The sequence below is a fragment of the Amycolatopsis sp. NBC_00355 genome (assembly GCF_036104975.1).
GTDB lineage: Bacteria > Actinomycetota > Actinomycetes > Mycobacteriales > Pseudonocardiaceae > Amycolatopsis.
On record NZ_CP107982.1, the window covers coordinates 9550257 to 9574493 of the forward strand.

Genomic DNA, 24237 nt, shown 5'->3' on the forward strand with positions numbered 1-24237 from the left:
GGTCGAGCGTATCAACGCGGCTTGTCGGCGCCGACCACCCACATCGAGAAGTACTGCGACCCACCGCCGTAGGCGTGCCCGAGCGCGACGCGCGCGCCCTCGACCTGGTAGTCCCCGGCCCGGCCCATGACCTGCTTCGCGGCTTCGGAGAAGCGAAGCATGCCGGACGCGCCGATCGGGTTGGACGAAAGCACCCCGCCCGACGGGTTGACCGGCAGGCGCCCGCCGATCGCCGTCTCACCGGCTTCGGTGACCTTCCAGCCTTCACCTTCGGCGGCGAAGCCGAGGTTTTCCAGCCACATCGGCTCGAACCAGGAGAACGGCACGTAGATCTCGGCGACGTCCACTTCGGACATCGGGTCCTTGATCCCGGCCTCGGCCCACAGCGCGGCCGCGGCGTCGCGCCCGGCCTGCGGGTTGACCTGGTCGCGGCCGGCGAACGTGGTCGGCTCGGTGCGCATCGCCGTCGCGTGGATCCAGGCGGCGCCGCCTTCGACGGCGTCCCCGGCGGCCTCGTCGCCGAGCACCATCGCGCACGCGCCGTCGGACGACGGGCACGTCTCGTCGTAGCGGATCGGATCCCACAGCATCTGCGACGCCTGCACCGACTCGACGGTGATGTCGGCCTGGCGCAGGTGCGCGTACGGGTTGAGCGAGCCGTTGCGGCGGTCCTTCGCCGCGACGATCGCGCCGATGTGCTCGGGCGCGCCGGAGCGGCGGATGTAGGACCGGACGTGTGGCGCGAAGTAGCCGCCCGCGCCGGCGCCGACCGGCATCTGGAACGGGGGCAGGATCGACAGGCCCCACATCGCGTTCGACTCGGACTGCTTCTCGAACGCCACCGTGAGCACCCGGCGGTGCACGCCGGACTGCACGAGCGACGCCGCGACCAGCGCCGTCGACCCGCCGACCGAACCCGCGGTGTGCACGCGCAGCAACGGTTTCCCGTTCGCCCCGAGCGCGTCGGCGAGGAACAGCTCGGGCATCATGACGCCCTCGAACAGGTCCGGCGCCTTGCCGAGCACGACGGCGTCGATGTCGGCCCACCCGACCTGGGCGTCGAGCATCGCGCGGTCGATCGCCTCGCGCAGCAGGCCCGGCATCGAGACGTCGGTGCGCTTGGCGCGGTGGTGCGTCTGGCCGGTGCCGAGCACGGCCGTGAGCTGCTTGGTCATCGTGCCTCCAGCACGGCCAGGAGGTTCTGCTGCAGGGCCGGTCCGCTCGTCGCGTGCGCCACGGCCTTGCGGGACTCTCCACTGTGGATCCGCCGGGCCGCCTCGCCGATGCGGGCGAGGCCGGCGGAGAACATCGGGTTCGCGGCGAGCGCGCCGCCCGAAGGGTTGATGTTCACGCCGTCTTTGAGCCCCAGCGCGGTGCGCAGGATGATCTCCTGGTGCGTGAACGGCGCGTGCAGCTCGGCGAGGTCGACGCCGTCGAGGTCGAGGGCCTTCGCCGCGATCTCGGTCGACGGCGACCGCGTCAGGTCGCGGGCGCCGAGCACGGGGGAGTCGACGCGGTGCTCGATCCCGGCGATCACCGCCGGGTGCTCGACGATGTCCTTCGCCCGTTCCACTGTGGACAGGATGACCACGGCGGCGCCGTCGGTGATCGGGGCGATGTCGTGCGCGCGCAACGGGTCCGCGACGTACGGCGTGTCCAGCAGCTCGGCGGCATCGAGGTCGCGGTTGCGGGCGGCGACCTCGGCGAGGTCCTTTTCGGACCACAGCCCGGCGTCGAGGCCCATCCGTGCCTGAATGCCGGCGATCGAGATCGAGTCCGGCCACAGCGGCGTGACGACGTACGGGTCCAGCTGCAGCGCGAGCACCCGGCGCAGCTGGCCGGCGCTGGACTTGCCGAAGCCGTAGACGAGCGCCGTCTCGACCTCGCCCATCCGGATCTTGAGCCACGCCTCGTAGAGCGCCCAGGCGGCGTCCATCTCGACGTGCGACTCGTGGATCGGCGGGAACGCGCCGATCGCGTCGACCGCGGCGATGAAGGAGAACGCGCGCCCGGCCAGGTAGTCCGAGGAGCCGGAGCACCAGAACCCGATGTCCTGCTTGGACAGTCCGGTCTGCGCGAAGACCTCGGCGAAGATCGGGACGAGCATCTCCACGCCGTTGGTGGTGCCCGGGGTCTCCCGGACGTTCGGGGCGTGCGCGAAGCCCGCGATCGCGACGTCTGGCATCAGGACCTCACAGGTGGTGGGCGAAGGTTTCGTAGGCCGCGTCCGGCTCGCCGGTCGGCTCGAAGTGGTCGATGTTCTCCAGCGACGTCCACCACTCGTCGCGCGGTTTCCACGCGGCGCGCACGCGCAGGCCCATCCGGACGTCCTTCGCGTCGCAGCCGAGCACGAGGTGCAGGAACGCGATGTCGGCGCCGTCGAGCAGGATGTACGCGGCGACGTACGGCGGCTTGATCCGCTGGCCCAGGAACGGGACGTTGACGATGCAGAACGTCGTCACGATGCCGGTGTCCGGGAGTTCGACCTCGTCGGTGGTCGGCACGCCGTCGGTCGGGCAGGAGCCGCGTGGCGGGATGTAGACCTTCCGGCAGGCGGGGCAGCGCTGGCCGATCAGCTTGCCTTCGGCCAGGCCGCGCAGGTAGCGGCTCTCTTCGGGCGACGCGGAGTGCTGGTAGCGCAGGTGCACCGGCGTGATGACGATGCTGACCGGCGCGCCCTCTTCGCGTTCGGCGACCGGGGGAGCGGGCTCGGTCGGTGTCGTGTCCGCGGCGTCGGCCGGGAGGAAGTAGGCGATGTCGCGGATGTGCCCGACGGTGTCGTCGGCCCAGCGGACGCGGACGCGCTGTCCACTGTGGATCTTGTCGGGCGAGCCGGCGTCCACGGCGTGCAGCATCGCGGTGTCGGCGCCGTCGAGCTTGACCAGGGCCCAGGCGAACGGGCGGCTCAGCGGCTGGCCGTCGAGGGGGTGCGGGCACCACGACCAGGAGACGACGGTGCCCTCTTCGGCGACCGGGACGAACTCGCTGAGCGGGTCGGCCGTCACCGGGTCGTACTCCACCGGCGGGACGTGCACCCGGCCGTCGCTCCCGCGGATGCCTTCGATGCGGCGCTCGCGCAGCGCGTTGACGAACCGGCCGAGCACCGGCCCGGTCGAGCGGGTGTAGTCGAAGCCGACGTTCAGGGGTGCGGCGAGCGGTGTCTCGGTCACGTGCTTGAGTGAAACACGTTCTCGATTCGTCGGCAAGATTCACTGCCGGACGGTTGCCTGTAGGTGGAACGCGTTCTAGATTTGCGGTATGACGACGACTGCCGCGAAGACGCTGGGCCTGTGGAACATCGCCGCGGAAGAGCCCGGGAAGACGGCTCTGGTCGACCCGGACGGCCGCTGCGTGTCCTACGGCGAGCTGGCCGCGAAGGCCAACCGGTACTCCCGGGGCCTGCAGGAGCTGGGCCTCGACGTCGGCGACGTCGTCGTGCTGCTCCAGCCGAACGGCGACGAGCTGGTGGCGGCCTACTTCGCCGCGATCCAGGCCGGGCTGTACGTCGTGGTCGTCAACTGGCACCTGATCGGCCCGGAGGTCGCGTACATCATCGGCGACAGCGGCGCGAAGGCGTTCCTCGCGCACGAGCGCTTCGCCGACGTCGCGGTCGCCGCGGCCGACGAAGCCGGGTTGCCCGCTTCGGCGCGCTTCGCGGTCGGGAAGGTCCCCGGCTTCCGCCGGATCGAAGAGCTGGGGGCCGGCGAAGGCGACGGACGTCCCGCACGGCGTACGGCAGGCTCGCCGATGCTGTACACGTCCGGCACGACGGGCCGGCCCAAGGGCGTCCGGCGTCCCCTGACGGGCACCGACCCGGACGAGGTGCCGGCGGCGTCGACGTGGTTCTTCGGCGTCTTCGGCCTCGGCCCGCACGACGACCACGTCCACCTGTGCGGCTCGCCGCTGTACCACACGGCGGTGCTGAACTTCGTGGCGATTTCGCTGCAGCTGGGCCATTCCGCGGTGCTGATGGACCGCTGGGACGCCGAGGACATGCTGCGCCTGATCGAGCGCCACCACGTCACGCACAGCCACATGGTCCCGACGCAGTTCCGCCGGCTGCTGGGCCTGCCTGCTGACGTGCGCGCTCGTTACGACCTGTCGTCGCTGCGGGTGATGATCCACGGCGCGGCGCCGTGCCCGCTGGAGGTCAAGCGCCAGATGCTGGCGTGGTGGGGCCCGGTGGTGACGGAGTACTACGCCGCGACCGAGGGCGGCGGCACGGTGATCAACGGCGAGGACTGGCTGCGCAAGCCGGGCTCGGTCGGCCTCCCGTGGCCGGGCTCGACGATCAAGGTCCTGGACGATGCCGGGCTCGAGCTTCCGGCCGGCGAGACCGGCACGGTGTACATGCAGATGGGGTCGTCGGAGTTCTCGTACCACAACGACCCGGAGAAAACGGCCGCCGCCCGCGTCGGCAAGCTGTTCACCCTGGGCGACATGGGTCACCTGGACGAGGACGGCTACCTGTTCCTGCACGACCGCAAGGCGGACCTGATCATCTCGGGCGGGGTGAACATCTACCCGGCGGAGATCGAGGGCGAGCTGGTGATGCACCCGTCGGTCGCGGACGTCGCGGTGTTCGGCATCACCCACGAGGACTGGGGCGAGGAGATCAAGGCGGTGGTCCAGCCCGTCGCGGGAGTCTCACCCTCTGATGCGTTGACCGCTGAACTCCTGGCGTACGCGGCAACGCGGCTGGCGAAGTTCAAGCTCCCGAAGTCGATCGACTACCTCGACGAGCTGCCGCGGGACCCGAACGGGAAGCTGTACAAGCGCCACCTACGAGCGAAATACGTGTCGTAATCAGGCTCCGGAGCCCGGGCGCGCCCCCACCACGCCCTGGGGGGCGTGCCCTGGTCCAGTCTATCGGTGGCCTCCGACCGAACCGGCCGGAAAGCCGCCGGGCGACCGGCTTGTCCACATCACGGTGGTGCTGTGGACAAACCGGCTCGTCCGATCCGAGGACGGCGTCAGCGGCCGCGGAACTCGGGCTTCCGCTTCTCCGAGAACGCCCGAGGCCCTTCCTTCGCGTCTTCCGAAGCGAAAACCTCGATCCCGTACTGCGAATCCAGCTTGAAGGCCTCCTCCTCGTGGAGTCCTTCGGTGTCGCGGATCGTTCGCAGGATCGCGCGCACCGCGACCGGGCCGTTCGCGTTCACCAGCGCCGCCAGCTCGAGGGCGCGGGACAACGCAGTTCCATCAGGCACCACGTGGCCGATCAAGCCGATGGCGAGAGCCTCCGCAGCGGACAGGTGACGGCCGGTCAGCAGGATGTCCGCCGCCACCGTGTACGGGATCTGGCGCGGCAGCCGCACCGCCGAACCGCCCATCGGGAACAGGCCCCAGCGCGCCTCCGACACGCCGAACCGAGCCGTCGTGCCCGCCACCCGGATGTCCGTGCCCTGCAGGATTTCCGTGCCGCCCGCGATCGCCGGGCCCTCGACCGCCGCGATCAGCGGCTTCGTCAGGCGCCGGCCCTTCAAGAGGCCCGGGATGTGCGCGGGGTCGAACTTGCCCGACGCGAACGACTCGGACGGCGAGTTCCGCGACATCGACTTCAGATCGGCGCCGGCGCAGAACGCGCCGCCCGCGCCCGTCAGGACGCAGCTGCGGATCGAGTCGTCCGAATCCACCCGGTCCCAGGCGTCGACCATGATCGACATCATCTCGCCCGTGATCGCGTTGCGGGCCTCCGGGCGGTTCATCGTGACGATCAGCGTCGGCCCGTCCTGCGAAACCAGCGCGTGCGGTTCACCCACCGAAACCTCCTCGAACAACGCCTTGCCATTGCCCAGAACGATAACATGTTCTACTTTGAGGGCGTGGCACTCAACATCGCGGATCTTCTGGAGCACGCCGTCGACGCCGTGCCGGAGCGCGTCGCGGTCGTGTGCGGCGACCGGCAGGTCACCTTCGCCGAACTGGAGGCGCGGGCCAACCGGCTCGCCCACCACCTCGCCGCGCACGGCGTGGGACGCGGATCCCACATCGGGGTCTACTCCCGCAACTCGATCGAGGCCCTCGAGGCGATGATCGCCGCGTACAAGCTGCGCGCGATCGCCGTCAACGTCAACTACCGCTACGTGCACGGCGAACTCGCGTACCTCTTCACGGACGCCGATCTCGTCGCGCTCGTGCACGAGAGAAGCTACGCCGACAAGGTGAAGGCCGTCCTGCCCGAAGCGCCGAAACTGAAACACGTTGTCGTCATCGAAGACGGCAGCGACGGTGACTTCGCGAGCTATGGCGGCGTCGAATACGAAGCAGCTCTGAACGAACAGTCGCCCGAGCGCGACTTCGACGAGCGCAGCAACGACGACCTCTACATCCTCTACACCGGCGGCACCACCGGCTACCCGAAGGGCGTGCTGTGGCGCCACGAGGACATCTGGCGCGCCCTCGGCGGCGGCATCAACTTCGTCACCGGCGAGTACGTCCCCGACGAGTGGACGCTCGCCGAGCAGGGCAAGGCCGGCAGCCTGACGCGGCTTCCCGCCGCGCCGCTGATCCACGGCGCCGCGCAGTGGGCCGCGTTCGGCGCGCTGTTCACCGGCAGCCCGGTGGTGTTCGTGCCGCGCTTCGACGCGCACGAGGTGTGGAAAGCCGTGCAGCGGCACAAGGTCCAGGTGCTCACCATCGTCGGCGACGCCATGGCGCGCCCCCTCATCGAGGCCTTCCGCGAAGGTGACTACGACGCGTCGTCGCTCGTCGCCGTCTCGAGTCACGCCGCGCTGTTCTCGCAGTCGGTCAAGCAGGAGTTCGTCGCGCTCGTGCCGAACGCCGTGATCACCGACGCGATCGGCTCGTCCGAAAGCGGTTTCACCGGGATCGGCATGGTGGGCAAGGATTCCGACCACAGCGCCGGCCCGCGCGTCAGCTTCGGCAAGGACGCCATCCTGCTCGACGACGACGGCCACCTGGTCGAGCCGAAGGCCGGTGCGATCGGGCTGATCGGCCGCCGCGGGCACGTCCCGCTCGGCTACTACGGCGATCCCGAGAAGAGCAAGACGATCTTCGTCGACCTCGACGGCGTCCGTTACGTCGTCCCCGGCGACTACGCGCGCTACGAAGAGGACGGCACGGTCACCCTGCTCGGCCGCGGCTCCCAATGCGTCAACACCGGCGGCGAGAAGGTCTACCCCGAAGAGGTCGAAGGGGCGCTGAAGTCGCACCCCGACGTCTTCGACGCGCTCGTCATCGGCATCCCGGACGAGCGGACCGGCCAGCGCGTCGCCGCCGTCGTCCAGCTCCGGGAAGGCGCCGAGCCGGATCTGGCCGGGATCGACGAGCACGTCCGCCACGAGGTCGCCGGCTACAAGGTGCCGCGCACCGTGTGGCTGGCCGCGGAGATCGGCCGCTCGCCCAGCGGCAAACCGGACTACCCGTGGGCCCAGCGTTACGCCGCCGAGCACGAACCGGCGACGGCCCAGCCCGTCTGAGGAGGACACCAGAGTGCGGACATCGCTGTGCGACCGGCTCGGCATCGATCTGCCGATCGTCGGGTTCACGCCGTCGGAGCACGTCGCCGCGGCGCTGAGCCGGGCCGGCGGGCTCGGGGTGCTCGGCTGCGTCCGGTTCAACGACGCGGCCGAGCTCGACCGGGTGCTGACCTGGATGGACGAGAACACCGGCGGCAAGCCCTACGGAGTCGACATCGTGATGCCGGCGAAGATCCCCGCCGAGGGCACCCAGGTCGACCTCGCGAAGATGATCCCGGACGGTCACCGCGAATTCGTCGACCGCGTGCTGCGCGACCTCGCGGTGCCGCCGCTGCCGGACGACACCGACGAACGCGCGGGTGTGCTCGGCTGGCTGCACTCGGTCGCCCGCTCGCACGTCGAGGTCGCGCTCAACCACCCGATCAAGCTGATCGCGAACGCGCTCGGCTCACCGCCGGCGGACGTCATCGCCCAGTGCCACGACCGCGGCATCCCGGTCGCCGCGCTCGCCGGGAAGGCCCAGCACGCGGTCCGGCACGTCGAGAACGGCGTCGACTTCGTGGTGGCGCAGGGCTACGAGGCCGGCGGGCACACCGGCGAGATCGCGTCGATGGTGCTGGTGCCGGAGATCGTCGACGCCGTCGACGTGCCGGTGCTCGCCGCCGGCGGGATCGGCTCCGGGCGCCAGGTCGCCGCGGCGCTCGCGCTCGGCGCGTCCGGGGTGTGGATGGGCTCGTACTGGCTCGCCACCGAGGAGTACCTGCAGACGATGGGCGAGTCGGCGGCGATGCAGCAGGCGCTGGTCGCGGCGACGTCGTCCGACACCGTCCGCACGCGGATCTACACCGGGAAACCCGCGCGGCTGCTGAAAACGCGGTGGACCGAGGCGTGGGCTGCGGCGGACGCGCCCGAGCCGTTGCCGATGCCGTTGCAGAACCTGCTGGTTTCCCACGCGCACAACCGGATCCACGCGGCGGGCGACCCGAGTGTGGTGTCGATGCCGGTCGGGCAGATCGTCGGCCGGATGAACGGCGTCCGCCCGGTCGCCGACGTCGTCGCGGACCTGGTGACCGGCTACGAAGCCGCACTGTCCCGTTTGGACAAGACCCGCTGAAAGCCGTGAAGGCCTCCTTACCGGCCATAAGAGCCGGTAAGGAGGCCTTCACGGCTTTGGGGCTAGAGCGTGGCGGCGGCCGCGGCGATCTTCGACGCGAACGTGCTCACCTCGGTGTAGACGCCGGGGGCGTGCGGCCGGGCGCAGCCGTCACCCCAGGACACGATGCCGACCTGGATCCAGGCGTTGGCGCTGTCCCGGCGGAACATCGGGCCACCGGAATCGCCCTGGCAGGTGTCGACGCCGCCCGCGGTCAGGTTGCCGGCGCAGATCTCCGCGCTCGGGATCAGGTCGGGGTAGCTGCCGCCCTGGGCGGCGCAGGTGCTGTCGGCCACGAACGGGACGGTCGCCTTCAGCAGGTAACGCTGCTGCGCGCCGCCTTCGGTCGCCGCGCCCCAGCCGGCCACGGTGAACGTGCCGGTGTTGTACGTCGAGGTCTTCGCGATCGGCAGGGTCGAAAGGCCGGTGACCGGGCTCGCGAGCTTGATCAGCGCCCAGTCGCCGCCGGTCGAGGTGCCGTAGGTGGGGGACTGGTAGACGTAGGTCGACTTGATCTTCTTGGCGCTCGTGCTGTTGAGGTCGACGACGCCGACGGTCGCCGTGATCGACGTGTTCGAGCCGGTCCGGCTGACGCAGTGCGCGGCCGTCAGCACGATCTGATTCGTGTAGAGCGCGCCGCCGCAGCCCATGGAAAGCCGCACCATGAACGGGAATTCGCCCTGGGCGGCCCGGGTCCCGCCGACGACGTCGGTGGACGGCGGCTGGGCGGCGGTGGCGATCGCCGGGGTGGCGAACGACGCGGCCGCGGCGACGGCCGCTACGGCGGTGGTGACGTTTCTGAGCAGGGTGAACCAGCGCTTGGGAGCCAAGGGGATCAGTCCTTCCAGTGTCCACAAAGGAAGCGGTTGCCGACGGCGGCCCCACGACTACACCAGGTGCCCGCACACCCGGACAACCGACTTTCTTCGGATGTTTCGGGCGGTTGGGTGATTTCTCACCGACGGGTCCGGCGAACGCCGTAGCCCGCGCCGGCCGGCACCACGCATCTCGCCATGCCGAGAACGGCGACCCAGCGTGACGAACGCAGGGTCCGCGCCGCCGCGTAATAGCCCGCGAAGGCGAGCAGCCCGGCCGCTTCGAGGATCCCACCGGTACCGGGTAGGCGACGAGCGGCCCGGCGCCCATCGTCGCCGCCGCGAGCAGGCTCCGCCACGGCTGCCCGAGGCCCGGCGCGGCGTACGCGACGGCGGTCAGCGCCATCACCGCGCGGCTCGCCGTCTTGTCCGTGACGAATCCCCGGCCCGCGAGTAACCCAGAATTCACCGAGCCTTTCCCGGCCGTGAACTTGGGTTCCGCCGGATTCCGGGTGAATCGCCGCGAGGCGCGCGGAAGATGTCGCATTGCAGTAAGCGACGACGGCCGCGACGAGCAGCACGGGCAAGGGCCCGGCGCCCGCGGCGTGCGTCGCCGGCCCCGGATCATCGAGTCCAGGCCCAGGAAAACGGCGTCGGCGAGGCCGAGTCCGCGGGGTCGAAGGGCCGGTCGCATCCGGGTGATCCTCCGTGTGCCGGCCGTGTTACGCGCCACAGCCAACCACGGCGTCGGCGTAAGCGAATAGGGTCGATTCCGTGCCTGCCCCTTCGCGTTATTCCCGCCTGTCCGCCGACGGTCCCGTGCTCGACGGGATTCCCGAACACGGCCGTGTCCCGCGGTACTACGCGGTCAAGGTCGAACTGCTGGCGGTGATCGCGGAACTCGGCGAAGGCTCGGTTCTGCCCACCGAACGGGAGCTGTGCGAGCGGTTCGAGGTGTCGCGCGCGACGGTGCGGCAGGCGGTCGGCGAACTGGTGCTCGAAGGCAAGCTCAGCCGGCGGCAGGGGAGCGGCACGTACGTCGCGGGCCCGAAGCTCATCCAGCCGCTGGCCCTGGTCAGTTACACCGAGGGCCTGCGGCGTCAGGGCATCCGCCCCGGCCGGAACGTGGTGACGCTGGAGCGGCGCGTCGCCGGCAGCGCGCTGGCGGCCGACCTGCAGGTCACGTCGGACGCCGAGGTGATCCACATCGAGCGCGTCCTGCTGGCCGACGAGGAACGCGTCGGCTTGGAGTCGACATATCTCCTCGCGTCCCGTTTCCCGACGCTGATGGAGGTGTTCGACCCCGAGCAGTCGCTGTACGCGTGCTTGAGCGAGCGGCTCGGCGTGGTCTTCGACGGCGCCGAGGAGCGTGTCGAGACGGTGCTCGCCACGCCGCGCGAGGCGCTGCTGATCGGCACGAACCCGGCCCTGCCGATGCTGCTGATGCACCGCGTGTCATGGGGCCCGGACGGCGCGCCGTTCGAGCGGGTGCGCTCGTTGTACCGCGGCGACCGGCTGAGCTTCATGACCCGCCTGGGCCGCGTCGACTGACCTGCCGCGTGGACTGACCTGTCACGTCGCTCGGGGGGCTGTCCCGCGCGGAGGTTCGCGGTTCGAAGTCGGCCGCACTCACGCGAGTTCGCGGCCGCCGCGCCCCCTAGAACGTCCCCCACCCTCTCCGGGGGGCGTCCCCAGTCCATCGTATCGGGGGCATCCGACGAGAAGCCGGAAATGTGCGCTGCTGGGCCTCGCTGTCCACATCACGGCCTGGCTGTGGACAACCGGCTCGCGTGTTGTTCCCTCCGGTGAGCCTGACGCGGCTGCTCGGCATCTCCCGGCGCTCGCTGGTGCGTGGCCCTCCGGGCTAGCGTGATAACGGAACGGTAACTCATCCGGTCCAATATTCGATGGCGCTTCACGCTCCGTTCGCCGTCGGGTCAGGCGCCGTTGGCGCGTGGCCGCGAGCGTGTGCGGCGTGCGAATCCTCATCGTGGGCGGTGGCGTGCTCGGCACGCTGCACGCCTGGCAGGCCGTCGAGCGCGGCCACGACGTCGTCCAGCTCGAACGGGAACCCGAGGCCCGGGGCGCGTCCGTGCGCAACTTCGGCCTCGTCTGGGTCGGGGGCCGGGCCACCGGCGCCGAACTGGACACCGCGCTGCGGGCTCGGCGGCTGTGGGAACGGATCGGCGAGCGTGTTCCGGCGCTCGGCTTCCGTGCGAACGGCTCGCTGAGCGTCGTCCGGACCGAAGCCGAACTCGCCGTGGCGCAGGAGAGCGCCGCGAGCGCCGAGGCCGCCGACCGCGGGTACAAGCTGCTCGACGCCACCGAGACGAAAAACCTGAATCCGGCCCTGCGCGGGGACTTCCTCGGCGCGCTCCGGTGCGAGCGCGACGCCGCCGTCGAACCCCGCGTCGCCCAGCCCGCCCTGCGTGCCGAACTCGAGCGCAGTGGCCGCTACACCTGGCGGCCCGGCCGGGAGGTCCGGCACCTGAGCGCCACCGGCGTCGCCGACGACCGGGGTGAGCGGCACGACGGTGACGTCGTCGTCTTCTGCACTGGCGCGTGGACCGGCGGGCTCGTGCGCGAGCTGGCCGGCCGCCCGCCCGTGCGCAAGGTCCGGCTGCAGATGGCGCAGACCGAGCCGCTCGGCGAGGAGCTGACCACGAGCGTCGCCGACGGTGACAGCTTCCGCTACTACCCCGCCTACCGCGGTCCGGCCCTCGGCACACTGGCGGCAACGCAGCCACAGGGGGACGTCGCCGCACACCACCGCATGCAGTTGCTGCTCGTCCAGCGGCTCGACGGCTCCCTGACGATCGGCGACACCCACGAGTACGACGAGCCCTTCGCCTTCGACGTCACCGAAGACCCCTACGAGCACCTCACCGACGTCGCGTCCGCGCTGCTCGGAAGGCCGCTGCCGCGTATCCGGCGCCGCTGGGCCGGCGTCTACGCGCAGACCACCGACACCGGCCGGATCGTGCACCGGGAACGCGTCGCGGACAACGCTTTCCTCGTCACCGGGCCGGGCGGCCGCGGCATGACCTGCGCCCCCGCCATCGCCGAAGACACCGCCGCGGAGCTGGGCCTGTGACCACCGAACTCGTCGTGTTCGACATGGCCGGCACGACCGTCGCCGACGACGGCCTCGTGGTGCGGGCCTTCACCGAAGCCATCCGCGCCGTCGGCGTACCCGACGAGCGCTACCCGGACATGCTCCAGTACGTCCTCGACACCATGGGGCAGTCGAAGATCACCGTCTTCCGCGCCCTGCTCGACGACGAAACCCGCGCGCAGCAAGCCAATGCCGCGTTCGAAAGCGCGTACGGCGACCTCGTGCGCGGCGGCGCGTGCACCCCGATCGACGGCGCCGAAGACGTCGTCCGCGACCTGCGCGAGAAGGGCGTCAAGGTCGCCTTCACCACCGGTTTCGCCCCGGCGACCCAGCAGGCCATCCTCGACGCGCTCGGCTGGCGCGACCTCGCCGACCTCGCGCTCGCTCCGGGCGACGGCGTCCGCGGCCGCCCGTTCCCCGATCTCGTCCTCACCGCCGCCATGCGGCTCGAAGTCACCGACGTACGCCACGTCGCCGTCGTCGGCGACACCGCGTCCGACGTCCTGTGTGGACTCCGCGCGGGCGCGTCGGTCGTCGCGGGTGTCCTCACCGGCGCGGGCCGCCGCGAAGACCTCCTCGACGCCACCCACATCCTCGACTCCGTCCGTGACCTTCCCGCTGTACTAGGAGAAATCCGATGAGAAAGACCATCGCCGTGCTCGCCGTGGCGCTGACCGGACTGCTCGCCGCCTGCGGTGGCACCGGCGCCGCGTCCGCCGGCGGCAAGACCGTCACCGTGTACACAGTGGACGGACTGGAAGACTGGTACACCGCCCGGTTCGCCGAGTTCGAGCAGCAGACCGGCATCACCGTCGAAGCCGTGACAGCCGGCTCCGGCGAGGTCGCCTCGCGAGTCGAGAAAGAGAAGGCCAACACGAAGGCCGACGTCCTCGTCACGCTGCCGCCGTTCGTCCAGCGCGTCGCCGGGCTCCTCCAGCCGTACACCCCGCCGGGCGCGGACCAAGTGACGGACAAGGACCCGCGGGGCCGCTATTTCGCGATGATGAACAACTACCTCAGCTTCATCCACAACCCGGGGGCCACCCCGAAGACCTGGGACGACCTGCTCGACCCGAAGCTCAAGGGCAAGGTCCAGTACTCGACGCCCGGCGAGGCCGGTGACGGCACCGCGGTGCTGCTGCAGCTGCAGCACGTGCTGGGCGAGCAGGGCGCGCTCGACTACCTCGGCAGGCTCGAGGCGAACAACGCCGGGCCGTCGTCGTCCACCGGCAAGCTGCAGCCGAAGGTGGCCAAGGGCGAGCTGCTGGTGGCCAACGGCGACCTCCAGATGAACCTCGCCGAGATCGCCGAGAGCGGCGGCTTCGACGTCTTCTTCCCGGCCGACGCCCAGGGCCGGCGCTCGACGTTCGCGCTGCCCTACTACGCCGGTCTCGTCACCAACGCGCCGCACGCGGAAGAGGCGAGGAAGCTCCTCGACTTCCTGTTCTCGCCGCAGGTCCAGGCCAAGACCGCCGACGCGTTCGGCATCCCGGCCCGCGCCGACGTCACCGCCACCGGCCCGAACGCGGACAAGATCAAGGCCGCGCTGCAGGGTGTCGAGATCTGGCGCCCGGACTGGGCCGCGGTGCTCGGCAAGCTGGACGCCGACCTGGCCGCGTACAAGAAGGCCGTCGGGCGATGACCCCGGCGGTCGAGTTCCGCGACGTCTCTGTCCACTTCGGACGGACGACGGCGCTGGACTCGTTGAGCCTTGCCGTGGCCCGCGGCGAGACCCTGGCCCTGCTCGGGCCGTCCGGTTCGGGCAAGTCGACGGCGCTCAAGGCCCTCGCGGGGTTCGTGCGGCCCAGCTCCGGGCGGGTGTTCCTGGCCGGGCAGGACGTCACCGACCTGCCGCCGCATCGGCGCGGGCTCGGCGTCGTCGTGCAGAGTTACGCGCTGTTCCCGCACCTGCGCGTCGCCGCGAACGTCGCTTTCGGACTGAACGCGAGGCGGGCTCCGCGTGCCGAGGTCGCGTCGCGCGTCGCCGAAGTCCTCGACCTCGTCGGCATGGGCGCCTACGCCCGGCGATACCCGCGCGAGCTGTCCGGCGGGCAGCAGCAGCGCGTCGCGCTCGCCCGGGCGCTGGCCATCCGGCCGGACGTCCTGCTGCTCGACGAGCCGCTGTCCGCGTTGGACGCCGCGCTGCGCGAGGACATGATCGCGGAGCTGCTGCGGCTGCGCGCCGAACTGCCGGACACGACGCTCGTCTACGTCACCCACGACCAGGGTGAGGCCCTCGCGCTGGCCGACCGGATCGCCGTCATGCGCGACTCCCGGCTGGTCGAGACCGGCCCGTGCGAGCAGCTCTACCGCCGCCCGGCCGACGGGTTCACCGCGAGCTTCCTCGGCGCGGCCAACCTGATCCCGGTCGAGGTGGTCCACGCCGGGACGCCGTCGACCGTCCGGCTCGGCGCGCGCGTGCTGACCGCCGAGCCGACCGGCGCGCTGAGCCCCGGGCAGCCGGTGGCGCTGGGTGTGCGCCCGCACCGCGTCGGCGTCGGCGAACCCGGCGCGGACACGCTCCCGGCGCTGGTCCGGGCGGTCCAGTGGCGCGGCACCGGCTACCGCCTCGACCTGGAACTCGAGGCGACCGGCGGCACGATCCGCGCCGAGGTCCCGGACGTCGCCGGCCTGGCGGTGGGCACCCCGGTGGGAGTGTCCATTCCGGACGGTTGCCCGCTGGTCGGGGTCGGCGCATGACCGGCCTCGCGCTCGAAGCCACGGTGGCCCCGGCGCCGCGGCGGGCTTCCGGGCGGCGCGGCCGTGGGCTCTGGTTGCTGCCGCCGCTGGTCGTCGTGGCCGTCTTCTTCGGTTACCCGCTGGTGCTGGTGGCCGGGCAGTCCCTGTCCACGGACGACGGCGTCGGCCTGGCGAAGTGGGCTGAAGTGCTCGGCTCGGCGGAGTTCCGGGACGCGGCGTGGCAGACGGTGCTGCTCGCCCTGGGCGCGACCACCGGCTGCGTGCTGCTCGGCACGTTCTTCGCGCTGGTCGTCGCGTTCGTCCCGTTCCCCGGGGCGCGGACGCTGTCGCGGCTGGTCGACACCGTGCTCGCGTTCCCGTCGTTCCTCATCGCGCTGGCGTTCACGTTCCTCTACGGCAGCGCGGGCGTCTTCGGCACCGGCGGGTTCCTGTACTCGCCGTGGGGTGTGCTGCTGGCCGAGATCACCTTCTACACGCCGTTCGTGATGCGTCCGGCGCTGGCGGCGTTCAGCCAGGTCCCGGGCGTGCAGCTGGACGTCGCGGCGGCGCTGGGCGCGCGTCCCGGCCGGGTGCTGTGGCGGGTGGTGCTGCCCGCGGCGCTGCCGTCGCTGGCCTCGGGCGCGTGCCTGACGCTGCTGCTGGCGCTGAACGAGTTCGGCATTGTGCTGTTCCTCGGCGCGAAGGGCGTCACGACGCTGCCGATGCTGGTGTACGGCAAGGGGATCGTCACGTTCGACTTCCCGGCGGCGAGTGTCGTCGCGCTGGTCGACGTCGCGATTTCCCTGTTGCTGTACGGGAGTTACCGGGTCTTGGGCGGAAGGAGCCGCGGTGCTGCTGTGGACGCGGCGTAGCAAAGCGCTGCTGTGGCTGGTGTTCGGCGTGCTGTTCGCGGTGGTCGTCGCGGCGCCGCTGGTGATGATCGTGCTCGCGTCGTTCGCCGGGCACTGGACCGGCGTGCTGCCGGGCGGGTTCACCCTCGGCCATTACACCGAGGCGCTGTCGGGGGAGACGTTCGCGAGCCTGTCGGTGAGCATCCAGACAGGGGTGATCGCGGGCGCGGCGGCCGTGCTGCTCGGCACGTGGGCCGCGCTGGCGGCGGAAACCGCGCCGAGGCGGCTGCGCAGGATCACCGACACGGTGTTCCACCTGCCGATCGCGGTGCCGTCGGTGGTGCTCGGCCTCGCGCTGCTGATCGCGTTCAGCCGGCCGCCGCTGGCTTTCAACGGCACCCGCTGGATCGTGCTGCTCGGGCACCTGCTGATCCTGCTGCCGTTCGCCTACAGCACGGTCTCGGCCGCGCTCGCCCGCGTCGACCCGCAGCTCGCGCAGGCCGCGGCGTCGCTCGGCGCGTCGCCGGTGCGGGTGCTGCTGCGGGTGCGCGTCCCGGTGCTGCTGCCGGCGATGACGGCGTCGGCGAGCCTCGCGCTGGCGATGTCGATGGGCGAGCTGGGCGCGACGATGATGCTGTACCCGCCGGACTGGCGCACGCTCCCGGCGAGCATCTTCGCGCTGACCGACCGCGGCCAGGTGTTCCTGGCTTCGGCGGCGACGGTCTTGTTGCTGGTGGTGACGCTGGTGGGGGTCAGCCTGCTGGGCCTGGTCCGGGGACGAGCCGCCCATCGGTGACGTTCCGGGCGCGGTGCAACCGGAAGGGCCCGCGTTCCGTCCTGGAGGTATGCGCAACGCGGTGAAACTGCTGGGGACGGGCCTGCTGCTGGTCACGCTGACGGCATGCGGGGCTTCTTCGACCGGCGCCGGGGCCCCGTCGGCCTCTTCGGCCACTCCGCCGCCGGTCAGCAGCACCGGGCCGGAGACGCCCACGACGGCACCGACGGTGCCGGGCACGGTGACGCCGACGTTCGACCCGCCGCCCCCGGGCACGGTCGGCCGCCCGACGCAGGGCATCGCCCCGGGTGACGACGTCATCGCCGAGACCCAGGTCGACGCGCGCGGCCTGCCGGAGGGTTACCCCCGCACGCTGACCCGCAGCCTGGACGGCAAGACGGTGGTCCTGGGCGCGGAGGAGGGCGGCTGCCGCCGCGTCTCGGCCCGGGTCGGCGACCAGAACGCGGCGCAGGTGGTCGTGCTGATCACGGTGACGTCCGGGACGAAGGGCCAGATGTGCCCGGACTACATCAAGGAGATCAGCATCCCGCTGACGCTGGCCGCACCCCTCGGCACGCGCACGGTCGTCCTCCGCCAAGGCTGAGCCCCGGCATCACCCGAAAGCACCACACACCCCCACGAACGTGTCACCTCACCCCGCGCAAACTCGCATCTTTCCTAGAGAAAGTGGCGGCTTTGGGTCACGCGGGGTGAGGGGCCGCGGCCATGATCGGGTGCCAGCGGGTGGCGTCGAAGATCAGCGTGATGGCCTCGATCCGGCCGTCACGCAGGCGGAAGTGCTCCGCCGTGCGCTGGGTGCCCACCGGCGTCGCGGTGTGCACGTCGTAGACGAGCGTGGCTTCCGACTCGCCGTACAGCTCGCTGATCATCTCCACGCCGGTGACCACCCGGAGGAAGCCGGGGAGCCCGGCCAGGTGACTGTCGGCGTCGGCGCTGAGCAGGGGGCTCTCGAAGGTGAACGTGCCGGTGAGGCGGGCGGCCGCGGCGGGCACGTCGCCGGCGAATCTCGCCCGGTGGTAGGCCTGAACGGTCTCACGGGTCGTCATGGTCGGTCCTCCAGGTAACGGGCCAAGTGGTGCTGGTTTTCCACGACACGCAGGCACAAGTGCCGCAACAGCGCGGTTTCGCCGGGGGTGAACCCGCGGAAGACGGCCGCCATCGCCGCCTGGGACGGCCGCCGGAACTCCTCGAGCCACGTCCGCCCGGCCGGGGTGATCCGGGCGAGCACGGACCGCCGGTCCGCCGGGGCGGGGACGCGCTCCGCGAGTCCGCTCCGCTCGAGCGTGTCGACCAGGCCGGTCACGTTCCGCGAGCTCACCCCGGCGGCGCCGGCCAGGTCCTTGATGCTGATCCCGGCGTCACTCCCGCTGATCCGGATCAGGATGTCCAGCGCGCCCGGGCTCAGCCCGCGGCTGTCCGTCCCGTGCGAGCGCAGCCAATCCAGGCCGCGCGCGGCCGTCCGGACGGCCGCGGCCGCTTCCAGCGGGCCGAGGTCGTCGTCGACGGCGAACTCGGCGAGCGCCGTCCGGACCTTCGGGTCGAACAACCGGTCGTCCGGATCCCGTGCAAAATCTACGTCCTTCATGATGAAGCACTACATTAGTACGTACTTCCGTATTTGTCATCGATCTTCGTGCAACCCCGCGCCGCCCCCGTTCCGTCCTGGACGCATGAGGTACTTAGCGAAGGTGGTCGGGACAGGCGCGATCCTCCTCATGGCGACGGCCTGCGCCGGCCAGGACATGCCCATCAGCCAGCCCGCTTCCGGGGGCGACTCCGTAGCACCCTCCGGCAGCGTTTCGACGTCGCCGAGCGAGTCGGTGCTGCCGACGTCGCCCTCGGCGAACCCGCCCGGCAAACCCCGGCTCACCGTGCCCGAAGGCAGTACCCCGGTGCCGCCGAACAAGGTCGACGCGGCGGCGCTGCCCGCCGACTACCCGCACGAGGTGTGGACGGCCAACGGCGGCACGATCCTCAACATCCGCGCCCAGGAGGGCGGCTGCGGCCACGCCCTCGGCGAGGCGACCGAGCAGGCCGGCGACCGCGTCGTGGTCAACCTGAGCGAGACGAAGGCGCAGACCGGCCAGATGTGCACGATGGACATCCGGTTCCCGGTGATCTCCGTGGCACTGGCCGCGCCGCTCGACCAGCGCACGGTCGTCCTGAAGACGACCAAATGATCTAGGCTCGGGTGATGGGAAGCCGTCAGGTCTCACGCACCACGATCGTCGCCACGACCCCGGAGAAGATCTTCGGGCTCCTGGCCGATCCGGCCCAGCACCCGCTCATCGACGGATCCGGGACGGTCCGGGCCCCCCAGCCGGGAGGCCCGGACCGGCTCGTGCTCGGCACGAAGTTCGGCATGGACATGAAGATGGGCGCGTCCTACAAGGTCCTCAACACCGTGGTCGAGTACGAAGAAGGCCGCCTGATCGCCTGGCGCCACTTCAACGGCCACCGCTGGCGCTGGCGCCTCGAACCCCTCGACGGCGGCCGCACCGAGGTCACCGAGACGTTCGACTGGTCGACGGCGAAGTTCCCGCTCGCCATCAGCCTCAGCCCGTTCCCGCGCAAGAACACCCAGGGCATCGAGAAGACGCTGGCCCGGCTCACGGAGCTGTTCCCGGGCTGACGGCGTGGTTCGGGTCACCCGGCCCCGCGAAAAATTAGTTGTACAGTGCTAAGTATTGTCGCTGACAACGAGCGGGGTGCGGGGTGCCACAGCCGGTCCGGCGGCGGGTGGTCCTCGCCGTCTGCTGCATGAGCCTGTTCATCGTCGGGCTCGACAACACGATCGTGAACCTCGCGCTGCCGTCGATCCGGCGCGAACTGGGCGCGTCGGTGTCCAGTCTGCAGTGGACGATCGACGCGTACACCCTCGTGCTGGCCAGCCTGCTCATGCTGTCGGGCTCGACGGCCGACCGCATCGGCCGCCGCCGGACGTTCCAGACCGGCCTGGCCCTGTTCAGCCTCGGCTCGCTGCTGTGCGGGATCGCGCCGAACATCGGTCTGCTGGTCGCGTTCCGCGCGCTGCAGGCGATCGGCGGCTCGATGCTCAACCCGGTCGCGCTGTCCATCGTCACCAACATCTTCACCGAGCCCCGCGAACGCGCCCGCGCGATCGGCGTCTGGGCCGGGGTCGTCGGGCTGAGCATGGCCGTCGGGCCGGTGCTCGGCGGCGCGCTCGTCGGCTGGGCGGGCTGGCGCTCGATCTTCTGGATCAACGTCCCGGTCGGGATCGCCGCGATCGTGCTGACGGCGTTGTTCGTGCCGGAGTCACGGTCCCCGCACCCGCGCCGGCTCGACCCGGTGGGACAGCTGCTGGTCATCGTCCTGCTGGCGTCGCTCATCTACGGGATCATCGAAGGGCGCGGCGCCGGCTGGGGCTCCCCGGAGATCGTCGGCTGCTTCGTCATCGCCGCGGTGGCGCTGGCCGTGCTGCTGCCCTACGAACGGCGTCGCCGGGATCCGTTGCTGGACCTGAAGTTCTTCCGCAGCGTGCCGTTCTCCGGCGCCACGCTGACCGCCGTCACCGGGCTCGCGGCGCTGTCGGGGTTCCTGTTCCTCAACTCGCTCTACCTGCAGGACGCCCGCGGGCTGTCCGCGCTGGACGCCGGTCTGCTGACCCTGCCGATGGCGGTGGTGACGGCGGTGTTCGCGCCGCTGTCCGGCCGTCTCGTCGGCGCCCGCGGGCCACGGCTGCCGCTGCTCGTCGCCGGGGCGGGGATCGCGGCCTCCGGGATCGTGCTTTCCGGGATCAGCCCGACCACCCCGATCTCCGTGCTGATACTGGGTTACGTGTGCTTCGGCGCCGGGTTCGGCATGCTCAACGCGCCGATCACGAACGCCGCGGTGTCGGGCATGCCGCGGGACCGCGCCGGGCTCGCCGCGGCCGTCGCCTCGACCAGCCGCCAGGTCGGGATCTCCCTGGGGGTGGCGGTGATCGGCGTGGTCGTCGCCGCGAGCGAGGGACTGCCGCCCGGGACGGGCCGCACCGGCTGGGTGATCATCGCCGGCTGCGGGGTGCTGGTGTTCGTGCTGGGGCTCGTCACCACCGGCCGGTGGGCCCTGGCGACCGCCGCGCGCGTCAGTGGTCCGGACCATCTCGGCGAGCCCGTGACCTCGGCTTCGGGCAACTAGGCCGAAAAAGTCCCGCATCCCGGTGAACCACCTTCGTTACCGGGCCGTATTCCCGGATGAGGTGGTGATCAGAGAGGAACGGAACATGCCCCGGTTGACTAGTGGTCGGCACCGCAAGCGAGCGACCATCGGCCTGGCCGCGCTGCTGGGCGTTTCCGGCGTAACCGCGGCCGCGATCGCGCTGAGCAGCCCCGCGAGCAACGCGGCCGAAGCGCCCAAGGAGAACTGCGCGGGACTCGACACCGCGCTGCAGAACAACCTGAACTTCATCGCCGGGCAGCAGGCGAACCCGGACGCGCAGTCGGCCGCGAGGATCGCCAACCGCCAGGCGGTGGTGGACCTCATCCAGCAACGGCGGGTCGTCGCGGAATGCACCGCGAACGTCGTCGCGAACAACGGCCAGGCGGCGCCGGTCGAGCAGGCCCCGGCCCAGGCGCCCGCGCAGCAGGCCCCGGCCCAGCAGGCGCCCGCCCAGCAGGCCCCGGCGCAGCAGCAGAACCAGAACGGTGCCGCGACGGGCGACGTGGTGTGTGCCGGCTCGACCGTGACGCTCTCGGGCGAGGCCGGTGCGCCGGCGGCGTCGAGCAACCAGTTCCCCGCGGGGACCAAGCTGAAGGTGACGAACCTCGACAACTCGAAGTCCACCACCGTGACGGTGACGTCGGTGTCGGGCAGCTGCGCGCTGCTCAACAACGCGGCCTTCGAACAGGTTCGGGAACCCGGAAAGTTCCTCATCCGGCGTGCGCGGATCGAGCGCGTCGGCTGAGGGAGCAGGGAAGGAGGGGAGCACTGGCGGCGGGCTGGTGCTCCCTTCCCCGCCCTGATCACCCGACAGCGCCCCCATCGGCCACTGTGGACGGCCGAAGGGGGCGCTGTGTGGTATTTCAGCGGAAGCTGATCTGCAGCACCGGATCGCCAGTGCTGGCGAAGAAGTCGTTGCCCTTGTCGTCGATGACGATGAACGCCGGGAAGTCCTCGACCTCGATCTTCCAGACGGCCTCCATACCGAGCTCGGCGTACTCGAGGACGTCGACCTTCTTGATGCAGTCCTGCGCCAGCCGCGCGGCCGGTCCACCGATCGACCCGAGGTAGAAACCGCCGTGCTCCTCGCACGCCGACGTCACCTGCTTCGAGCGATTTCCCTTGGCCAGCATGACAAGCGAGCCGCCGGCGGCTTGGAACTGCGCGACGTAGGAGTCCATCCGCCCGGCCGTGGTGGGCCCGAACGAGCCGGACGCGTAGCCCTCCGGCGTCTTCGCCGGGCCCGCGTAGTACACCGGGTGGTTCTTCAGGTACTCCGGCATCTCCTCGCCGGCGTCGAGACGCTCGGCGATCTTCGCGTGCGCGATGTCGCGGGCGACGACCAGCGGCCCGGACAGCGAAAGCCGGGTCTTCACCGGCAGCTGCGAGAGCTGGGCGCGGATCTCGGCCATCGGCCGGTTGAGGTCGACGGACACGACGTCGTCGGAGAGGTCCTCCTCGGTGACCTCGGGCAGGAAGCGGGCCGGGTCGCGCTCGAGCTGCTCGATGAACACGCCGTCGGCGGTGATCTTGGCCTTCGCCTGCCGGTCGGCGGAGCAGCTCACGGCGATGCCGACGGGGCACGACGCGCCGTGGCGGGGGAGCCGGATGACGCGGACGTCGTGGCAGAAGTACTTCCCGCCGAACTGCGCGCCGATGCCGAACTGGCGCGTCATCTCGAGGACCTGCTGCTCGAGGCTCGGGTCGCGGAAGGCGTGGCCGAGCTCGGAGCCCTCCTGCGGGAGGTTGTCGAGGTAGCGCGCGGAGGCGAGCTTCGCGACCTTCAGGTTGAACTCCGCGGACATACCGCCGACGACGATCGCGAGGTGGTACGGCGGGCAGGCCGCGGTGCCGAGGCTGCGCAGCTTCTCGTCGAGGAACCGGGCGAGCCGCTTCGGGTTCAGGACGGCTTTCGTTTCCTGGTACAGGAACGTCTTGTTGGCGCTGCCGCCGCCCTTGGCCATGAACAGGAACTCGTAGGCCGGGTCGTCCTGGCCGTCCTTGTGGTAGAGCTCGACTTGCGCCGGCAGGTTCGTGCCGGTGTTGCGCTCGTCCCAGAAGCTGACCGGCGCCATCTGCGAGTACCGCAGGTTGAGCTGCTGGTAGGCGTCGTAGATGCCCTGTGAGAGGGCACGCTCGTCGTCACCGCCGGTGAGGACGCCTTCGCCGCGCTTGCCGATGACGATCGCGGTGCCGGTGTCCTGGCACATGGGCAGCACCCCGCCGGCCGAGATGGCGGCGTTGCGGAGCAGGTCCATGGCGACGAACCGGTCGTTGCCGCTCGCCTCTGGATCGTCGACGATGGCGCGCAGCTGCGTCAGGTGTGACGTGCGCAACAGGTGCTGGATGTCGGTGATGGCGGTGCGCGCGAGGGTGGTCAGCGCCGCGGGGTCGACCTTCAGGAACTTCCGCCCGGCGGCTTCGAAGGTCTCGACGCCTTCGTCGGTGACCAGCCGGTACTCCGTGGTGGTGTCCTTGCCCAGCGGGAGGACTTCGGTGTGCTGAAAAGTGGTGGACGGCACTGCCAGGCTCCTTTGCCAGCTCCGGGATCGGTCCACCCTACGCACCCGCGGCACCCAAGCCCCAGAGGCGTCCGGCCACTGTGAAGCACCCCACCCGCCCCCGGCCGCGCCCCCACCCTCCCTGGGGGGCGTGCCCTTGTCCAGTTTATCGGGGGCGCCCGACGAAAGCCGGGGAATGCGGCGGCCGGGGCCTGGTTGTCCACATCACGGCGGACCTGTGGAAAGCCGGATCCGGCAGGGCGAGCCGACCGGCTGGGTAAGGGCCGTCGGCGTGGGGGTGTGAGGCGACCGGCCGGGTATGTGAGCCGACCGGCCGGGTACATGAGCTGGCGGGCTGGGCGACTGGCCGGGTAAGCGACAGGCTGGGTGCGTGAGCCAGCGGGCTGGGGTGCGCGAAGCGACCGGCTGGGCGTGGCCGGCGGGCTGGGTAAGCGAGATGACCGTCTGGCTACACGAGCCGACTGGCTGAGTGTGCGAAGTGACTGGCAGGCTGAGCGCGCGACGCGACTGGCCGGCTGAGTGAGCCGGCCGGCTGGGGCGCGGTGCCGGAGGTTTGGTCGGGAGGCCGGGTCCACCCCGACGGACCCGACCTCCCGGGGAACGCTCCCGGATGCGTGCACACCCGGTCGCGAGGCTTGACGCCGTGACCCCACCGGCCTTCACCCGACAGTGGCGTGACGTAGGTCATAAGTCAATCCGGCCG

23 protein-coding genes and 1 pseudogene are annotated in these 24237 nt (G+C 71.0%); 15 read left to right on the forward strand and 9 right to left on the reverse strand.

Translation table 11 applies throughout. From position 1 onward, the window contains the following. Positions 1–11: 11 nt before the first annotated feature. The 3 genes from OHS18_RS44475 to OHS18_RS44485 are packed head-to-tail and all read right to left on the reverse strand — an operon-like array spanning position 12 to position 3170. On the reverse strand, positions 12–1175 hold the full coding sequence (locus OHS18_RS44475) for a thiolase domain-containing protein (protein WP_328458827.1): 1164 nt from the start codon (positions 1173–1175) through the stop codon (positions 12–14). Next, positions 1172–2185 carry a thiolase domain-containing protein gene (locus tag OHS18_RS44480; RefSeq protein WP_328614852.1) on the reverse strand — a complete coding sequence of 338 codons (1014 nt, stop codon included), beginning with the start codon at positions 2183–2185 and terminating at the stop codon, positions 1172–1174. The genes OHS18_RS44475 and OHS18_RS44480 overlap by 4 nt, the downstream gene beginning before the upstream one ends. A 7-nt stretch (positions 2186–2192) precedes the next feature. Continuing rightward, complete coding sequence (locus tag OHS18_RS44485; protein ID WP_328458825.1) at positions 2193–3170, reverse strand: Zn-ribbon domain-containing OB-fold protein; 978 nt, start codon at positions 3168–3170, stop codon at positions 2193–2195. Positions 3171–3258: 88 nt separating this feature from the next. Between OHS18_RS44485 and OHS18_RS44490 the strand changes: the two genes are divergently transcribed. Then, complete coding sequence (locus OHS18_RS44490; protein ID WP_328614853.1) at positions 3259–4806, forward strand: acyl-CoA synthetase; 1548 nt, start codon at positions 3259–3261, stop codon at positions 4804–4806. 167 nt (positions 4807–4973) lie between these two features. On the opposite strand, the gene OHS18_RS44495 is transcribed toward OHS18_RS44490, so the two are convergent. After that, entirely contained in the window at positions 4974–5762 is a 789-nt protein-coding gene (locus OHS18_RS44495) for a crotonase/enoyl-CoA hydratase family protein (protein WP_328614854.1), read from the reverse strand. A gap of 63 nt (positions 5763–5825) precedes the next feature. On the opposite strand from OHS18_RS44495, the gene OHS18_RS44500 reads away from it, so the two are divergent. Together OHS18_RS44500 and OHS18_RS44505 are read left to right on the forward strand one after the other, a co-directional pair. Further along, positions 5826–7442, forward strand: coding sequence for an acyl-CoA synthetase (locus OHS18_RS44500; RefSeq protein ID WP_328614855.1), 1617 nt, complete (start codon positions 5826–5828; stop codon positions 7440–7442). Positions 7443–7455: 13 nt separating this feature from the next. After that, positions 7456–8556 carry an NAD(P)H-dependent flavin oxidoreductase gene (locus OHS18_RS44505; RefSeq protein ID WP_328458820.1) on the forward strand — a complete coding sequence of 367 codons (1101 nt, stop codon included), beginning with the start codon at positions 7456–7458 and terminating at the stop codon, positions 8554–8556. Between the two features lie 62 nt (positions 8557–8618). Here the strand turns inward: OHS18_RS44505 and OHS18_RS44510 are convergent, their stop codons facing one another. Together OHS18_RS44510 and OHS18_RS44515 are read right to left on the reverse strand one after the other, a co-directional pair. Then, positions 8619–9425, reverse strand: coding sequence for a S1 family peptidase (locus OHS18_RS44510; RefSeq protein ID WP_328614856.1), 807 nt, complete (start codon positions 9423–9425; stop codon positions 8619–8621). 236 nt (positions 9426–9661) lie between these two features. Next, a pseudogene (locus OHS18_RS44515) lies at positions 9662–10104 on the reverse strand (amino acid permease); the annotation flags it as partial. 80 nt (positions 10105–10184) lie between these two features. Between OHS18_RS44515 and OHS18_RS44520 the strand changes: the two are divergent. From OHS18_RS44520 to OHS18_RS44555, 8 genes are all read left to right on the forward strand, one after another. Then, positions 10185–10961, forward strand: a complete 777-nt coding sequence (locus OHS18_RS44520; protein WP_328458818.1) for a GntR family transcriptional regulator — start codon at positions 10185–10187, stop codon at positions 10959–10961. A 424-nt stretch (positions 10962–11385) separates the two neighbouring features. Continuing rightward, positions 11386–12504 carry a TIGR03364 family FAD-dependent oxidoreductase gene (locus tag OHS18_RS44525; RefSeq protein WP_328614857.1) on the forward strand — a complete coding sequence of 373 codons (1119 nt, stop codon included), beginning with the start codon at positions 11386–11388 and terminating at the stop codon, positions 12502–12504. After that, positions 12501–13166, forward strand: a complete 666-nt coding sequence (locus OHS18_RS44530) for a phosphonatase-like hydrolase (protein WP_328614858.1) — start codon at positions 12501–12503, stop codon at positions 13164–13166. Before OHS18_RS44525 ends, OHS18_RS44530 begins: the two co-directional genes overlap by 4 nt. Beyond that, on the forward strand, positions 13163–14167 hold the full coding sequence (locus tag OHS18_RS44535; RefSeq protein ID WP_328614859.1) for a 2-aminoethylphosphonate ABC transporter substrate-binding protein: 1005 nt from the start codon (positions 13163–13165) through the stop codon (positions 14165–14167). The genes OHS18_RS44530 and OHS18_RS44535 overlap by 4 nt, the downstream gene beginning before the upstream one ends. Continuing rightward, complete coding sequence (locus tag OHS18_RS44540) at positions 14164–15225, forward strand: ABC transporter ATP-binding protein (RefSeq protein WP_328614860.1); 1062 nt, start codon at positions 14164–14166, stop codon at positions 15223–15225. The genes OHS18_RS44535 and OHS18_RS44540 overlap by 4 nt, the downstream gene beginning before the upstream one ends. Next, the gene (locus tag OHS18_RS44545) at positions 15222–16076 is read left to right on the forward strand and encodes a 2-aminoethylphosphonate ABC transporter permease subunit (RefSeq protein WP_328614861.1); all 855 of its coding nucleotides are present in this window, start codon (positions 15222–15224) and stop codon (positions 16074–16076) included. The genes OHS18_RS44540 and OHS18_RS44545 overlap by 4 nt, the downstream gene beginning before the upstream one ends. Further along, the gene (locus tag OHS18_RS44550; protein ID WP_328614862.1) at positions 16054–16851 is read left to right on the forward strand and encodes an ABC transporter permease; all 798 of its coding nucleotides are present in this window, start codon (positions 16054–16056) and stop codon (positions 16849–16851) included. Before OHS18_RS44545 ends, OHS18_RS44550 begins: the two co-directional genes overlap by 23 nt. A 49-nt stretch (positions 16852–16900) precedes the next feature. Beyond that, positions 16901–17434 carry a hypothetical protein gene (locus OHS18_RS44555; protein ID WP_328614863.1) on the forward strand — a complete coding sequence of 178 codons (534 nt, stop codon included), beginning with the start codon at positions 16901–16903 and terminating at the stop codon, positions 17432–17434. A 97-nt stretch (positions 17435–17531) separates the two neighbouring features. Here OHS18_RS44555 and OHS18_RS44560 read toward each other — a convergent pair whose 3' ends face one another. Continuing rightward, complete coding sequence (locus OHS18_RS44560) at positions 17532–17897, reverse strand: hypothetical protein (RefSeq protein WP_328614864.1); 366 nt, start codon at positions 17895–17897, stop codon at positions 17532–17534. Continuing rightward, positions 17894–18436, reverse strand: coding sequence for a MarR family winged helix-turn-helix transcriptional regulator (locus OHS18_RS44565; RefSeq protein ID WP_328614865.1), 543 nt, complete (start codon positions 18434–18436; stop codon positions 17894–17896). Before OHS18_RS44565 ends, OHS18_RS44560 begins: the two co-directional genes overlap by 4 nt. Before the next feature lie 85 nt (positions 18437–18521). Between OHS18_RS44565 and OHS18_RS44570 the strand changes: the two genes are divergently transcribed. From OHS18_RS44570 to OHS18_RS44585, 4 genes are all read left to right on the forward strand, one after another. Further along, on the forward strand, positions 18522–19031 hold the full coding sequence (locus OHS18_RS44570; RefSeq protein WP_328614866.1) for a hypothetical protein: 510 nt from the start codon (positions 18522–18524) through the stop codon (positions 19029–19031). A gap of 14 nt (positions 19032–19045) precedes the next feature. Further along, complete coding sequence (locus OHS18_RS44575) at positions 19046–19483, forward strand: SRPBCC family protein (RefSeq protein ID WP_328458807.1); 438 nt, start codon at positions 19046–19048, stop codon at positions 19481–19483. Positions 19484–19566: 83 nt separating this feature from the next. After that, entirely contained in the window at positions 19567–20991 is a 1425-nt protein-coding gene (locus tag OHS18_RS44580) for a DHA2 family efflux MFS transporter permease subunit (protein ID WP_328614867.1), read from the forward strand. An 85-nt stretch (positions 20992–21076) separates the two neighbouring features. After that, complete coding sequence (locus tag OHS18_RS44585) at positions 21077–21757, forward strand: hypothetical protein (RefSeq protein ID WP_328614868.1); 681 nt, start codon at positions 21077–21079, stop codon at positions 21755–21757. Between the two features lie 118 nt (positions 21758–21875). On the opposite strand, the gene OHS18_RS44590 is transcribed toward OHS18_RS44585, so the two are convergent. Then, on the reverse strand, positions 21876–23534 hold the full coding sequence (locus OHS18_RS44590; RefSeq protein WP_328614869.1) for a fumarate hydratase: 1659 nt from the start codon (positions 23532–23534) through the stop codon (positions 21876–21878). Between the last annotated feature and the right edge of the window lie 703 nt (positions 23535–24237).

Coding starts and splice junctions, on each gene's coding strand:
- OHS18_RS44480 (WP_328614852.1), bottom strand. CDS start 2,185: ATGCCAGACGTCGCGATCGCGGGCTTCGCGCACGCCCCGAACGTCCGG.
- OHS18_RS44540 (WP_328614860.1), top strand. CDS start 14,164: ATGACCCCGGCGGTCGAGTTCCGCGACGTCTCTGTCCACTTCGGACGG.
- OHS18_RS44535 (WP_328614859.1), top strand. CDS start 13,163: ATGAGAAAGACCATCGCCGTGCTCGCCGTGGCGCTGACCGGACTGCTC.
- OHS18_RS44560 (WP_328614864.1), bottom strand. CDS start 17,897: ATGACGACCCGTGAGACCGTTCAGGCCTACCACCGGGCGAGATTCGCC.
- OHS18_RS44490 (WP_328614853.1), top strand. CDS start 3,259: ATGACGACGACTGCCGCGAAGACGCTGGGCCTGTGGAACATCGCCGCG.
- OHS18_RS44475 (WP_328458827.1), bottom strand. CDS start 1,175: ATGACCAAGCAGCTCACGGCCGTGCTCGGCACCGGCCAGACGCACCAC.
- OHS18_RS44585 (WP_328614868.1), top strand. CDS start 21,077: ATGCCCCGGTTGACTAGTGGTCGGCACCGCAAGCGAGCGACCATCGGC.
- OHS18_RS44575 (WP_328458807.1), top strand. CDS start 19,046: ATGGGAAGCCGTCAGGTCTCACGCACCACGATCGTCGCCACGACCCCG.
- OHS18_RS44570 (WP_328614866.1), top strand. CDS start 18,522: ATGAGGTACTTAGCGAAGGTGGTCGGGACAGGCGCGATCCTCCTCATG.
- OHS18_RS44545 (WP_328614861.1), top strand. CDS start 15,222: ATGACCGGCCTCGCGCTCGAAGCCACGGTGGCCCCGGCGCCGCGGCGG.
- OHS18_RS44555 (WP_328614863.1), top strand. CDS start 16,901: ATGCGCAACGCGGTGAAACTGCTGGGGACGGGCCTGCTGCTGGTCACG.
- OHS18_RS44565 (WP_328614865.1), bottom strand. CDS start 18,436: ATGAAGGACGTAGATTTTGCACGGGATCCGGACGACCGGTTGTTCGAC.